We start from the raw sequence: 13103 nt of genomic DNA, 5'->3' as shown, positions 1-13103 counted from the left end.
CAGACAGCGTGACCGTTGGCAACACGTCGCACGTGAGGACGGGCATCACTGGAGAGAGCAGTAGCTTCCCTGAAGCCTCCGGGTGCGCCACGGCTGAGAGCCGCAGACTACCGACTGATGCCGACAGAGCACGCGTCTCCTGCTCACCGTTCCCCCACTCCCGGCACAACCCGCGTGTATCCGGCCTCCACTGCGCGGCGTAGCCACTCTCGAGCCTCGTCTTCTTCACCACGTCGGCTCAGCCAATACGCCAGATTCACCATGGCTGGCGGAGATCCGCAGTCCGCCGCGTGCCGGTAGACCACAAGGGCGCCATCCTGATCGCCCGCATGATCAAGGGCGAGCGCGAGGTTGAACAGCTGAAGCCCGGCCCTGTAAGGCGCCAACTTGGACAGATACTGCCGCTCGACATACTCCAGTCCATCGCGGCGGTAGGCCTTGAGCAGGAGATTCGTCGCGATTCTGGTACCCAGCGGGGTGGAAAACCAGGCAAGCGGCAAACCAATGAAGATCGCCAGAGCCGCGATCACCCACGACGCCCAGGTCGGTGCGCCAATCACCGAATGACTCCACCCCGTGACGGCTCCGAGGACGAGCACCACCGGAACTCCCGCCGAGACCGCGAAGAGCAGCACGAGCGAACGTCTACTCCAACCGTAAGCCACTTCATAAGGTGAGCATGTCGAGCAACGTGCGACAAGGGCCAGTCACTCCCGAGGTCGATGGAGCCTCAGTCAGAGCGTCATCGATCGGCCGAGCATCTCGGCCAGCACCTCGGCGACCGTCGTCCATGCGTACTCGTCCATGGGCAGATCACGACTGCAACGGCAAACCCTCGACCAACATGGAGTGTTGATCTCTTCGTCCCGAAGGAAGTTTGCTGGGCGCTTGACCTCGGGCTGGTATGTCTCTCACCTGCTGTGACGGTCCGTAAGAGTCGGTGCTCGTCCGCCCCTGTCCGTCTGCGTTGTCACGCAGTTGGACACCCAACGGTGCGGCTCACGTTGAGTGTTAGTGCTCAGATCGTGCAGCGCAGTGAGTTCCTTCAGGTCGTTCGCGACCATGACTTGAGCGAGGCGACCGGCGACGGCCACGACTTCTGACCAAGATCTGTACGGCGCACTCTCCGCCGACCATGAGTGGCCGGTCTTCAGCGTGCTCCTGCGCTCCGGCCACACCATCTACGTCGTCTACCGCAACTTCGACGGAGACCGAGGGGTGGACTACCTGATACACCACCCGGCTTGGCCCGCAGCGGAAACCCTCGCAGTGGACGACGGCCACTTCACGGGGCCCGGCACGGCCTGGCCGGAACTGCTGTCCGCTGCTCGGCAGCCGGCGCCAGAGGGCGTTGGCAATATCGACGCTCGCCTCCTTCTGCTCTTCCCGACGCTCGGCGATGCGCGGCTCCCCGACGGCGCGGCCACCCCGGCTGCGCTCGCGAGGGAGCGCCCCGCGGCGCGTGGCTGCGGGGCGCCCTGTGGGGTTTAGTCGATCCCCCGGCCGTCGTATGTACCGCCCTTGCAGGTGAAGCCCTCTTGCGTTCCGCCGCCCTCCTTGCACTGTTCAGAGGTGATCCAGTGTTGACCAGGGGTGGGGCTGGGTGTGGCGGCGGTGGCGGTGGCGGCGCCTGTGAGGCCGAGTCCGGCGAGGGCTGCCGTGGCGAAGACGGCGGCGAGGATTCGTCGAATGCGCATGTGGTTCCCCTTTCACGGATTGCCTCGGCTGGGCCACTAGCCAGCTTGATCCTCGCCCATGTGGGTGGCACGTCATGGTGCGCTGTTCGGGTGACAGTGCTGGCGGGTGCGGGGTCGGTGACGCGACCCGTCGGACAGGCCCTTGAGCCTGTGCGTGGGCACGCGGTCGGCGTAGCGGCATTGGGGTGGCGCTGCTTTGGCGCGAGTGATCAAGGCCCCGTAAGCTTCCGGCGCGTTGGGCAGTCTGTGGACCTGCCCGGTAAAGCACGACGTTGGGGCCATGATCTTCGAGGCTCGCGCCAAAGTGGCTCCGTAAAGCCGTGGAGCCGACCGCCCGCGCCCACCCGGAGGAGCGAAGCGACGACGGGTGCTTGAACCAGTAGAGAAAGTTGTAACTCAGTCTGTGCGGTGGGGCTTGTCTGGTCCCGGTAGATGCGTGGCACTTCGGTCCCAGCTGATGGTTGACGGTTCCGCCCTCGATTTGCTGTCTGCGACTGCCGCGGTCTCGGTGGCTGGTTGCGGCATCAATACACTCTCCGCTCATCGGTAGAGGAGCTTGAGCGAGAACGGGGGATGCAGTGTCGGCAGCCATCGAGATCCAGAGGGTATGGAGGCCGCCCCTTGCGGATCGCTGGGCAGGGCCACGTCCTTTGTGGTGGACGGTCGGCCCCGCAGGGGAACTTGCCGTGCTGCTCGTCCATCGACACCAGCTCCGCCGAAGCCGCTATGTGAAGGGCTGGGTGGCGTGGGGGCCGGAGGTCCCCTTCGACGGCGTGCTGGTCATCCGTGGAGCCGAGGGGTCAGTCCAACGCCGGGTGATTAAGGATCTTCCTCTCCGGCCCAGTCACATCGCTCTTCTCCCCGACTCCCGGCTCCTGGTAGCGAGCGGTCGCACGTTCAGGACGGAGTCGGGTTCCTGGGAGCTGAACGCCGTGGTCCTCTCTCCGGAGGGCGAGCAGGAAGCAATCTTCTGCGTCGGCGATGACATCCCTGCCCTGGTGACCGATCGGAGCGGATCTATCTGGACGGCCTACGGTGACGAAGGCATCTACGGTGGTCATCCGGAGTCGGCAGCAGGGCTCGCCGGCTGGAGCACGGACGGCCATGCCATGTGGGCCCCAGAAGGCCGTCTCCCTGATACGCCCCTGAAAGGCTGCACTACCGCCACCGAGGATGACAGCGTGTGGTTGGTCTGGTACTCCGGCAGCAGCCGCGGAGGCACATACCTGACGCGAATCATGCCCTCGACGGGCGAGGTGACCAGCTGGCTCAGCCCGGTACGTGATCCGGACGGATTCGCGGTACGCGGCCGTCGAGCAGTTATGACCAGACGCGTCCACAATCGGCGGTCGACCGAGGTGGTTCGGGCTGAGCTGGTCGACGATACGTGGAGCGTGACCGAGCGGCGCAAAGTGCGCATGCCCGGTCGAGTGGTCATGAAATGTGGTCAAGGGCGTGACGGCTCGCTGTGGCTTCGCGCCGGCGACACCTGGCTTCGTATCGAAGCTTGACAGCTGCAGGAAGACACATAGGTCATGGACACAACCGTTGGAAGATCGTCTAGGGCAGACGTCAAGCATCACCCGACGCCAGCCCGTCAACCATCAACTGAGACTCGACGCTGTGCGGTGGGGCTTGAAGCTGTGTGCGCATGCTGGGAGTTCAGCGTCTTGCCGGTGTGCGAGGGGCAGAAAGAGCACCGGCCGGATCGTCCAGGTGACGCGGATGTCGGCATGCGTGATGGTCACCGTGCAAGGCTCGGAACGCATCAGGGCCCTTCGGGTCTCGGCGCGATCTTCGTGTAGCCACATCCACGCCTCGTCCGACGCGTCGGAGTCGAGTGCCGGTGAGATGGCGCGGAGAGCGATGGCAACCCATCGGTCTGCCTGAGGTGCCGAGTACGCGTCGAACGATGCCAGGTGCGTCGGCTCTTCTGGGCTGGTGACATCCTCGGTCCAGCATTCGCACCAGTAGCCGCGGGTGGGTCCGTTCATGAGGTCGCTCCCACCGGGTAGGCCAGCAACACGTAGCGGGTGCTCTTGTCGTAGAGAGTGAGTTGGTAACCCGTGCCACCGGTCATGTAGGAGAGGGCTCGTTCGTGTTCGGCCTCGTCCGTCAACCAGTGCAGGCCCGGCTGCGCGTATGCGGCGTCGAGCTGGTCAGTGATGTGCCGTGTGCGCTCGCGTAACCAGCGCAGTGCCAGGGGTGGGCTTGTGGCGGCGTGTGCTCCCAAGGGGAGGGAACGGACCTCGTTTGACAGGTAGGCGGCGGCTCGGCACAAGTAGGGAATGGGGCGGCTGCCTGTGCTCAGCGCTACGGGAGGAGCAGACATCAGCACGGGTGCCCTCCTACCGACCCGGTCTCAGTGAAGAGCTCCGCAGGGACCGTGTAGCCGTCGTGGCTGTTGTGGACTACGACCCGGTGAGCGATCGCGCCCGCAGGCCGCCGGCCGTGTGGAGGATCGCGTTCGCGCTCAGCTCGCTCACGATCAACTCTGCGTCCTCGGCCAGGGGAGATCCACGCAGGATGTCCCGCGTTGGCACGCGTGTGGCACGCCCCCGGACACGACGAAGGGCCAGCCTGGGAGGTAACCCCTCCTGGGCTGGCCCTTTTCTCTGTGCCCCCGGCAGGATTCGAACCTGCGACACCCGCTTTAGGAGATCTTCACTGCCTCTTGGCGGCCAGCCTCTCAACGGTTCACCCGCAGCGGCTGGGTTGGTCGGTGCCCTCCATGGTGAGGCAAAGTACGTCTACGTTGCCGTCAGTTATTGCCGTCAGGCGCCATCCTTGCTGGCCGCTGGAAGAGTGCACCTGGCCTGCGGTGCGGTAGGTCCACGATTGGCATGAGGGAGAAGCCGGCAGCTTTACAGCGAGCCCGCTGGGCCCCCACTGACCTGGACAAAGACGAGGCCGCTGTTCGATCGGGGAACGTCTGAGGGAACGAACCCCCAGACGTCGTACTTCGCTCTCCTCGTGCCTCCTCGCCGGGCGCATGAACATCACCCTCTGTTATGTCGGCAGAGCGCGCGGTAAGGTCAACGCCGCGCTAGGCATGGGGGTGGGGGTTGATGGCCAAGAGGTGGGAGTTCTATCGGTCATCGGTGGACGCCGATGTGGTCCAGAAGGAGATCGCTAAGTGCCGCATGAAGCGGGACGAGCTAGTCCGCCTACAGAAGATCATGGAGCGCACAGCCAGGGACGAGCTGTTGCCCAAGGATCGGAAGCCACTGGGGGAGGGCCTGTGGGAGCTGCGACTCAACTGTGGTGAGCGCATCTTCCGGCTGTTCTATAGCGAGGTGGAGGGGGCGGGCCCCCTGCTGCTTGGGCTCAAGTTCGTCAACAAGAAGTCCACACAAGGCATAAAAACCGACCCAGGCGATATTGAGACCGCACGCAAACGGCTGTCTGAGTGGCAAACCAGGCAAAGCGGTGACGGGTCTGCTCCTGGGGCGTTGAAGTGATATCGGTCCTGAGCGATACTCGGCAGTCAGGGAAGGAGTGACTATGGACGAGCACCTGGCGGGGCTGCTTGGCCTCGACCTCGACGATGCGCAGACGAGCGCTGCCGCCAGCGACACTGAAGCGGTCATGATGCTCGTAGAGACCCTGGTCAGGCATCGCAAGGCATGTCGGATCACTCAGAAGCAGGTCGCGCAAGCCATGGAAACGACCCAGTCCGCCGTTTCCGACTTCGAGCGCCTTGGGGGGGACCCCCGGCTGTCCACGATCATGCGCTACGCCAGGGCGGTGGGAATGGCTGTTGCAACCAAGGCACACGTCGTCGACGAGCCAGCATTGAGCACGCGCTCCTGGGAACCGCTGGCACACAGTGCAGAGCCCGTACCAGTAGCACGCAGCCGGCGCGGTGCCGCATGAGCGCAAGCCCGATGCATGAGGTCTCCTCGCTTGAGGAGCTACAACAGCTCGCTGAGCTTCTTGACATCGTGTACTACGAGGTGAGTGGTCGCAGGTCTGATGGCTTTGATCAGCCGAGCGATGATGCTGAGGAGGAGATTGGTGACGACCGCGCAGACATCCAGCTCATGCAGCGGGTGGAGGGGAACCACTTGGCGGTCCGAACACGCGCCATGGTTGTGACGTCGGAAGGACGAATGGTTGCCGACGTGGCTGCCGTATTCCGTACGCCGGAACCTGTCAGTATCCCAGCGGCCATTGCGAAGCGCTTTGCCGCAGTCATCGCAACACCCGTAACACGGCCTTACCTGCGGGAAGCGATCCATCAGTCTGCCGTGAAGCTGGGCATCGCTGCACCGCTTCTCTCCGTCCTGGACCTTGAAGAGGTTGGCCTCTTGCCGGCAGTTACCGAGCGTAAGCCCCTACCCTGAGGCATAGGCCTCTCCCGCATGCTCCCTGCGTAAACTGCCACCGCATCATTCACCGTCGCGCTCCCTGGCCGACTACGAGGGAACTGCGGAGCCTCACGGGGGTGTGGAGCCCGCTGCCGGCCCGTCATAGCCCTCCCAGACCGCTCGTCTAGCTGGGCAAACACCCGTGAGGACGCGACTGTGAGTCGCGCCCTCATGGCCGTTGCTGGTCATTGTCGTCTCTACTGCGGGTATCCCTGCTCGGTCATGCACTGCTGGAACGTCTTCTCGTGCATGGTGGCGGAGTACGCATCGGTGAGAGCGTCGGCTGTGTCGTCACCGATGGAGGAGTTGCCGGGGTAAGCCTGGTCGGCGACGGTCTCGCAGTGGGCGCGGGCTTCGGTCTGTGTGAACTGCACATGGTCGTTGCTGTCCCGCGTAGGGCTAACCGCGGTGCCGACGGCGTCTTGCCCGTCCTTGCCAGCTGGTCCGGGCAGGCCTATCGGGCCGGGCGGTCCGGAAGGGCCGGGAGCGCCCGATGGCCCCGCGGGGCCGGGCTTGCTGTGCTGGGTTTGCAGCTCGCTGATCTGCATCTGCTGGACAACGAGCGCCGTGGACTGTGCGGCAAGCACGGCGATGAGTGCCCCGACGAGCACGAGGTGCCGCCGCGGTCTTCGCGGTGTTTCGTTTTCGGTGCTCACGTACCCCCCTGGGTCTGCGATGGCGAAAGCGTAGGGGGACCTGCACAGCACTGGCAGGTGCTTGCGCAGCCCGTACGCCGTGACCTCGCTGCGGAACTCGTGCCACTCGGCGGGCTTGTTGCGGAGGAAGAGGCGCGGGTCGGGAGCGACCTCGCGCGATCAAGACTGGCGCAGCGCAGACCGGTAGCCGAACGGTCGTCGTTGGTCGCTGTGGGCCGCCCTTCGACGGCCCACAGACGGCCCACAGACGGCCCCGCAGGGCGACCCGGCAGATTTACAGTCCGCGCGGCTAGTCTGGCGTGACCGGCGGTAAACGACCTGGACACCTAGTGTGCCCCACGCCAACCCCACAGGGCCATCGGTTCGGCCTGTCCCTCTACGGCCACTGAACCAGCGGCAAGGTCATGGCCAGTACCGCGGCGGCCTCCCTGCGGCATCCGAGCACCCGCGGTCTGGACCGCCTCGTCGTCCTGCCCACCGACAACGACGCCGAGGACCAGCCCGAACCCCAGGCAGTGCACCACACCCTCGCCCCAATGGGCGGCTTCACCTTGTGCCTGTGCGTCGTCATGGGCTGGGGTAGCGTCCTCCTCGCCTACGTTCTCACCCCGGCGTGGACGCCATGGCCCAGCCTGGCCCGTTGCCGCACGCTGACAGTTGCCGAGGAGTCCTGATCACTCAGCAAGGCCCGTCCGCGAGGTGTGTCGCAATCTCGTAGTCGACGCCTTTCATAACGTGGTCGCAGAACAGGCAGTGGGCGCGTTTGTGACTGTGCTCGTCGACCGCGGCCCTGGTGGTGCAGGAGACGCAGTAGAGGAGGATGCCTTTCGCGGCGGCGAGCTGGGGCGCGAGGCGATTCATGCGCTGCTTCACAAACACCTTGATATGACCGAGACCGCTGCGGATCCGGTCCAGAGATCGCCGTTCTTCTTCCCCACAGCGCATAACGACGCTGGAGTCGCTGAGGACTGTTGTCAGCAGGAAGTCCAGAACGGTGGCCGCGCGGGCCTCCATGGCCGTCGCGTTGTGGACGAGGCCGAAGTGCTGCAAGGCGTTACGGTCCCGGGTCAGGGCGCGGACGGCCTTCATGTCGTCGTCGGTGATGGCGACATCCGCGATGTTGCGGAGCCGGGCGAGCGCGTCATCGACAGTGCAGCTCTTGAAGTTGCCGCTCTGGTAGCGGTCCCAGGTGGCGCGGCCGGGGTCGTCGAAGGCGAGGCTCCAGTGCTCGTCAACCAGGATCGCCTTGAGCAGGACCTCGGTGCCAGCGTGAAGGTGGAGAACGGCGTACTTCACGTCCCGGGGGGTGACGTTGGCGCCGGTGAGGTGGTGCACCGCACTTTCCAGGTAGTCGAGCCCGTTGCGCAGCGGAGGGAACTCCAGCTGGTGTCCGTCCGGTCTTTCCGAAGTGTTCTCGTCGGCTGTTGCCACCGGTTCCCCCTGATCGGCGTCTGGAGGCCGCAACCTACTACGTGGCGCCGGTGTCCGTACCAGGATTTCCCGAGTGCTGACGTGCCGTCGGCGCAAGCGCACCCTCTACGGCTGGATGCAGGCCGGGCGGCGGCACGTCCGAGGCCGTCTACGCGGAAGTCCGTAATCTTCTGCACGTGTGGCTCTCAGGGCTGGTCGGGGTCGTGTTCACGCCGAAAACCGTCCGTGTGGCCATGTCCGTTGGGCATGATGTAGCGGCGTGAACGTTATGGGGAGGGGGAACTGGTCGCATGGTGATCGAGGCCGGGGTGGTGGCTGGGTACGTGATCGCGTGGGCAGTGCGCAAGGCCCGCCGGGCGACTGGCCGTCTGGATGCCGAGGCCGATGGGATCATTGATGCGGGGCTGGACCGGCTACACACGGCGGTAGTCGATAAGCTCGGCGCGCATCCCGCTCTGGATGATCTGGCCGAGGAGGCCGCCGCCGATGAGGGGCAGGTCAGCGAGTTGACCCGCCAGCAGGTGGAGTTGGCGGTCACTGCCGCAGCTCGGAAGGACGACACGTTCGGTCAGCAGGTCACCGAACTGGTGGCCCAGCTGCAGGCCGCTGAGAAGAGTGGCGGCACCTCGGTCGTGGCTGGCGCCGGGTCGGCGGTGTTCACTGGAAACACCCAGGCCAGCGGCAACGGGATCGCGTTCGGGCAGGTCGGCGGGGACGTGCACGTGGACCGCGGGACTGTCGGCGAGCAGCCGCCGGACCCTTCCGAGCCGGGCCGGTCCCGCCCCTGACCGTACCCGGAGCATCCAGCAGCGTGGCCGCTGTCACGGCGCCGCGGACGCCGTCCGATCCGGTTGGCCTGCGGCCCGGGCACGACTGCGAGGCGGGCGGCGGTACCACCATCGAACGTGTTGCCGGGAACGCGCATGTGACGGTTAACCACTACTGGACGTCTGCCACGCCACGGCCGGTGCGTTCGACGTACCGGCGGCAGGTGGAGCGGATCGCCCCGCTCCGGTTGCTGGACCGGGAATCCGAGCTGGCCGAGTTGGCCGCCTTCTGTCTACAGGAGCAGCGCGGCCCGTACGTGTGGTGGCAGGCTGGGCCTTGGGCGGGCAAGTCCGGGCTGCTGTCCACCTTCGTCCTCACCCCGCCTGAACCCCTTTCTGCCGGCGGGGTGAGGTTGGTGTCGTTCTTCATCACCGCCCGGCTGGCCTCACAGGACACCCGGGAAGCGTTCACGACCACGCTGAGTCAGCAGCTGTGTGCCCTGCTCGGGGTGGACCTGCCAGCCGGTGGGGATGAGGCTGCCCGGGAAGTGGCCCTGATGGATCTGTTCGCCGACGCCGCGGCCGCCTGCCAGCAGGCGGGGGGCCGGCTGGTGCTGGTTGTTGACGGGCTGGACGAAGACCGTGGCATAACCACCGGGCCGGGAGCGCACAGCATCGCCGGGCTGCTGCCGGGCCGCCCCCCGTACGGGATGCGGGTCGTCGTCGCCGGCCGGCCCAACCCTCCGATCCCCGACGACGTGCCCGACTGGCATCCGCTGCGCGACCCGGGCATCGTCCGCCTGCTCGGCGACTCTCCGCACGCCCGGGATCTGCAGCGACTGGGCCACTCCGAACTCAAACGCCTACTGAAGGGCACCCCCGTCGAGCAGGATCTGCTGGGCCTGCTGACCGCCGCGCGTGGCGGCCTGTCCGGCCCCGACCTACGGGAGCTGACCGGCGCGGACCTGGTGACCGTGGAGGAGGTACTGCACACCGTGGCTGGGCGCACCTTCACCCGCCGGCTCGCCACCTGGGCACCGGACGACGGACCGCAGGTATACCTGCTCGGCCACGAGGAACTGGACAAAGCCGCCTGGCACTACCTCGGCCCCGACGACCTGGCCCGGTACCAGGACCGCCTGCACACTTGGGCCGAGGGCTACCGCACCCCTACCGACGGTCGGCCGCCGTGGCCGTCGCACACACCCGAATACCTGCTGACCGGCTACCCCCGCATGCTGGCCACCGCCGGCGACACCAACCGCCTGACCGCCCTGGCCATCGACCCGGCACGCCACGACCGGATGCTCGACCTGACCGGCGGCGACACCGCCGCCCTCACCGAGATCGAAACCTGCCAGGACTTGCTCCTGGACTGTTCACAACCGGACCTGTACGCCCTGGCCAGGCTGTCCCACCACCGCGGCCAGCTCGAATCCCGCAACGCCCTCATCCCCACAACCCTCCCCGCCGTGTGGGCCACCCTCGGCTACCCCAACCGGGCCGAGCAGATCGCCCGGGCCATCACCCACCCCGGCCAGCGGGCGCTGGCGCTGGCCGGGGTGGTTGGGGCGGTGGCCGCTGCCGGTGACCACGTGCGGGCCCGCGAGCTGGCCACCGACACCGAGCAGATCGCCCAGGCCCTCGCCAGCCCATATGAGCGGGCGCTGGCGCTGGCCGGGGTGGCCGGGGCGGTGGCCGCCGCCGGCGACCACGAACACGCGAAGCAGATCGCCCAAACCCTCACCAACCCGGACCAGCGGGCGCGGGCGCTGGCCGGGGTGGCTGGGGCGGTGGCCGCCGCCGGCGACCACGAACACGCCGAGCAGATCGCCCGAACCCTCACCAACCCGTTCCAGGGGGCGCGGGCGCTGGCCGGGGTGGCTGGGGCGGTGGCCGCTGCCGGCGACCACGTGCGGGCCCGTCAGTTGGCCACCGACACCGAGCAGATCGCCCAGGCCCTCACCAACCCGTATGAGCGGGCGCGGGCGCTGGTCGGGGTGGTTGGGGCGGTGGCCGCTGCCGGTGACCACGTGCGGGCCCGCGAGCTGGCCACCGAAACCGAGCAGATCGCCCAGGCCCTCGCCAGCCCATATGAGCGGGCGCTGGCGCTGGCCGGGGTGGCCGGGGCGGTGGCTGCCGCCGGCGACCACGAACACGCGAAGCAGGTCGCCCGGGCCATCGCCCACCCGGACCAGCGGGCGCGGGCGCTGGCCGAAGTGGCTGGGGCGGTGGCCGCCGCCGGTGACCACGTGCGAGCCCGCGAATTGGCCACCGACACTGAGCAGTTCGCCCGGGCCATCGCCGACCCGCGGCGGGCGCTGGCGCTGGCCGGGGTGGCTGAGGCGGTGGCTGCCGCCGGCGACCACGAACACGCGAAGCAGATCGTCCGGGCCCTCACCAACCCGTTCCAGCGGGCGCTGGCGCTGATCGGGGTGGCTGGGGCGGTGGCCGCCGCCGGCGACCACGAACACGCCGAGCAGATCGCCCGGGCCCTCACCGACCTGTATGAGCGGGCGCTGGCGCTGGCCGGGGTGGCTGGGGCGGTGGCTGCCGCCGGTGACCACGTGCGGGCCCGTCAGCTGGCCACCGACGCCGAGCGTTTCGCCCGGGCCACCATCACCGACCCGGACCGGAAGGCACGGGCGCTGACCGAGGTGGCTGGGGCGGCGGCTGCCGCCGGTGACCACGTGCGGGCCCGTCAGCTGGCCACCGACACCGAGCAGTTCGCCCGGGCCATCACAGACCCGTATGAGCGGGCGCGGGCGCTGGCCGGGGTGGCTGAGGTGGCGGCTGCCGCCGGCGACCACGAACACGCCGAGCAGATCGCCCGGGCCCTCACCGACCCCCGCCAGCGGGGGCGGGCTCTGGCCGAGGTGGCTGAGGCGGTGGCCGCCGCCGGCGACCACGAACACGCCGAGCAGATCGCCCGGGCCATCACCAACCCGGAACGGAGGGCGCGGGCGCTGACCGAGGTGGCCAAGGTAGTCGGTCCGTCGCGGGCCGGTTGTTTGCTGGGGGAGGCATTCACGCTGGGATCGTGGCTGACGCCTCTGCCGGTCTTGGCACTTCTGTACCCGCAGGAGGTGATCCGGATCGCTGACGCGGTGTACGCAGAGGAAGCTTCTCGCGATGCCCAGTAGATGAGGTACTTGCAGCGGGCGAACCCTCAGCTCACCTGCGCCGACGATTTCGAAAACTATCTGCTACGCCCGTGGCATAGCTATGCCACGACGGTTTTCAAGAGCGTCGCGATACCACGGCCGAACCCTGCTCTGACCTGCATCGATGGGTTCATCGGTCCGGCTTTCCAGCACGTTGGCCCACACATGGCCCACGGAGCCCCGAGTTGAGCACGTGGGCACGCTGGGCGACCGTCTGCATTTCAGGCCGTGTCTTGGCGGGGCCGGGCCCGATCACGGGGCTGCGGGAGATTTCAATTGGTGATGGTGGTGCCCTGCTGTTGGCGTACGTCGGCGGAGATGCCGGGCAGCCGCGCCCTCACCCGCGTACGGGTGCACCGTTGGGGTGTGTCTCGGGTTGTCCATGCCCCCTGTGGTTGTGACGGGAATGGCTGCCAGTGATGGCGTCATCTGACGGTCTTCGCGCGGTGCCGGACTTGTGTCCGTCTACCGTGGGTCGGCTGGGACGGCCGCGAGGAGGTTCGGGACTCCGCAGGCACTGGCGAGGAGGTCGGCATAGGCGGTCAGGACACTGCGGGTTTCGCGCAGAGCAGTGCGAAGTTCGTCGGCACGGCTCCAGGCCTGCTCGTGGTCACGACGCGAGCGATCGGCGGGACGGCACGACTCCCAGTCTTCAAGCGCGGGGTGCCAGTGGGCGAGCAGGGGGCGGATGCCGTAGTTGAGCATGGCCACCGCCAGGTAGCCGAAGTTGTACTGGCCGTCCTTCTTGGGTTCGGCGACCTCGGGGCCGTACTTGCGCAGGACTTCGCGGGTGGTGGTGAAGAGGGAGTACAGGCTACTGAGCGCTTCGCGTAGGAGTCCTTCGTCGGCCCGCAGCGGCACGACCGAGACGCGGGTCACCAACTCGACGTACAGTTCCCAGGCCGCCCGTCGTTCGGCATCGTTCGGCTCCCAGGTACCGGAGATCTCCAGCACGCGCAGGTTCAGCTTTACATCTACGCTCTTCGGCGCCCGCACCATCTCATGCCCCCTGCCTGGA

General features: G+C 67.3%; 14 protein-coding genes and 2 pseudogenes. 7 read left to right on the top strand and 9 right to left on the bottom strand.

The window, feature by feature from the left end:
• Positions 1-143: 143 nt before the first annotated feature.
• A complete protein-coding gene (locus ACIHCX_RS23450) occupies positions 144-635 on the bottom strand; it encodes a tetratricopeptide repeat protein (RefSeq protein ID WP_400032474.1) in 492 nt (163 codons plus the stop codon).
• Positions 636-1487: 852 nt separating this feature from the next.
• Positions 1488-1697: a hypothetical protein gene (locus ACIHCX_RS23445; RefSeq protein ID WP_400032472.1), complete on the bottom strand. Its 210-nt coding sequence runs from the start codon at positions 1695-1697 to the stop codon at positions 1488-1490.
• A gap of 686 nt (positions 1698-2383) precedes the next feature.
• On the opposite strand from ACIHCX_RS23445, the gene ACIHCX_RS23440 reads away from it, so the two are divergent.
• Positions 2384-3208: a hypothetical protein gene (locus ACIHCX_RS23440; protein WP_400032470.1), complete on the top strand. Its 825-nt coding sequence runs from the start codon at positions 2384-2386 to the stop codon at positions 3206-3208.
• A gap of 93 nt (positions 3209-3301) precedes the next feature.
• Here ACIHCX_RS23440 and ACIHCX_RS23435 read toward each other — a convergent pair whose 3' ends face one another.
• The 3 genes and pseudogenes from ACIHCX_RS23435 to ACIHCX_RS23425 form a co-directional block, all read right to left on the bottom strand.
• Complete coding sequence (locus tag ACIHCX_RS23435) at positions 3302-3691, bottom strand: hypothetical protein (protein WP_400032468.1); 390 nt, start codon at positions 3689-3691, stop codon at positions 3302-3304.
• Positions 3688-3930, bottom strand: a complete 243-nt coding sequence (locus tag ACIHCX_RS23430; protein ID WP_400032466.1) for a hypothetical protein — start codon at positions 3928-3930, stop codon at positions 3688-3690. The genes ACIHCX_RS23435 and ACIHCX_RS23430 overlap by 4 nt, the downstream gene beginning before the upstream one ends.
• Positions 3931-4028: 98 nt before the next feature.
• Positions 4029-4276 (bottom strand): annotated as a pseudogene (locus ACIHCX_RS23425) (hypothetical protein).
• A gap of 489 nt (positions 4277-4765) precedes the next feature.
• Here ACIHCX_RS23425 and ACIHCX_RS23420 point away from each other — a divergent pair.
• Genes ACIHCX_RS23420 through ACIHCX_RS23410 form a run of 3 tightly spaced genes read left to right on the top strand, consistent with a single transcriptional unit; the run spans position 4766 to position 6043 of the window.
• Positions 4766-5158, top strand: coding sequence for a type II toxin-antitoxin system RelE/ParE family toxin (locus ACIHCX_RS23420; RefSeq protein ID WP_400032464.1), 393 nt, complete (start codon positions 4766-4768; stop codon positions 5156-5158).
• A 43-nt stretch (positions 5159-5201) separates the two neighbouring features.
• Positions 5202-5573, top strand: a complete 372-nt coding sequence (locus tag ACIHCX_RS23415; RefSeq protein WP_400032462.1) for a helix-turn-helix domain-containing protein — start codon at positions 5202-5204, stop codon at positions 5571-5573.
• An 11-nt stretch (positions 5574-5584) separates the two neighbouring features.
• The gene (locus ACIHCX_RS23410; protein WP_400032460.1) at positions 5585-6043 is read left to right on the top strand and encodes a hypothetical protein; all 459 of its coding nucleotides are present in this window, start codon (positions 5585-5587) and stop codon (positions 6041-6043) included.
• A gap of 221 nt (positions 6044-6264) precedes the next feature.
• On the opposite strand, the gene ACIHCX_RS23405 is transcribed toward ACIHCX_RS23410, so the two are convergent.
• Positions 6265-6723 carry a hypothetical protein gene (locus ACIHCX_RS23405; RefSeq protein ID WP_400032458.1) on the bottom strand — a complete coding sequence of 153 codons (459 nt, stop codon included), beginning with the start codon at positions 6721-6723 and terminating at the stop codon, positions 6265-6267.
• A 45-nt stretch (positions 6724-6768) separates the two neighbouring features.
• A pseudogene (locus tag ACIHCX_RS23400) lies at positions 6769-6852 on the bottom strand (glutamine synthetase); the annotation flags it as partial.
• Positions 6853-7127: 275 nt separating this feature from the next.
• Here ACIHCX_RS23400 and ACIHCX_RS23395 point away from each other — a divergent pair.
• The gene (locus ACIHCX_RS23395; RefSeq protein WP_400032456.1) at positions 7128-7397 is read left to right on the top strand and encodes a hypothetical protein; all 270 of its coding nucleotides are present in this window, start codon (positions 7128-7130) and stop codon (positions 7395-7397) included.
• 4 nt (positions 7398-7401) lie between these two features.
• Here ACIHCX_RS23395 and ACIHCX_RS23390 read toward each other — a convergent pair whose 3' ends face one another.
• A complete protein-coding gene (locus ACIHCX_RS23390) occupies positions 7402-8154 on the bottom strand; it encodes a hypothetical protein (RefSeq protein ID WP_400032454.1) in 753 nt (250 codons plus the stop codon).
• A 290-nt stretch (positions 8155-8444) separates the two neighbouring features.
• On the opposite strand from ACIHCX_RS23390, the gene ACIHCX_RS23385 reads away from it, so the two are divergent.
• The gene (locus ACIHCX_RS23385; protein ID WP_400032452.1) at positions 8445-8942 is read left to right on the top strand and encodes a hypothetical protein; all 498 of its coding nucleotides are present in this window, start codon (positions 8445-8447) and stop codon (positions 8940-8942) included.
• Between the two features lie 179 nt (positions 8943-9121).
• Positions 9122-12064, top strand: coding sequence for a hypothetical protein (locus ACIHCX_RS23380; protein WP_400032450.1), 2943 nt, complete (start codon positions 9122-9124; stop codon positions 12062-12064).
• Positions 12065-12550: 486 nt separating this feature from the next.
• Here the strand turns inward: ACIHCX_RS23380 and ACIHCX_RS23375 are convergent, their stop codons facing one another.
• Positions 12551-13039 carry a hypothetical protein gene (locus ACIHCX_RS23375; protein ID WP_400032448.1) on the bottom strand — a complete coding sequence of 163 codons (489 nt, stop codon included), beginning with the start codon at positions 13037-13039 and terminating at the stop codon, positions 12551-12553.
• Between the last annotated feature and the right edge of the window lie 64 nt (positions 13040-13103).

The organism is Streptomyces sp. NPDC052043, assembly GCF_044548235.1.
Classification (GTDB): domain Bacteria; phylum Actinomycetota; class Actinomycetes; order Streptomycetales; family Streptomycetaceae; genus Streptomyces.
This window is presented reverse-complemented; position numbering and strand designations above follow the sequence as displayed.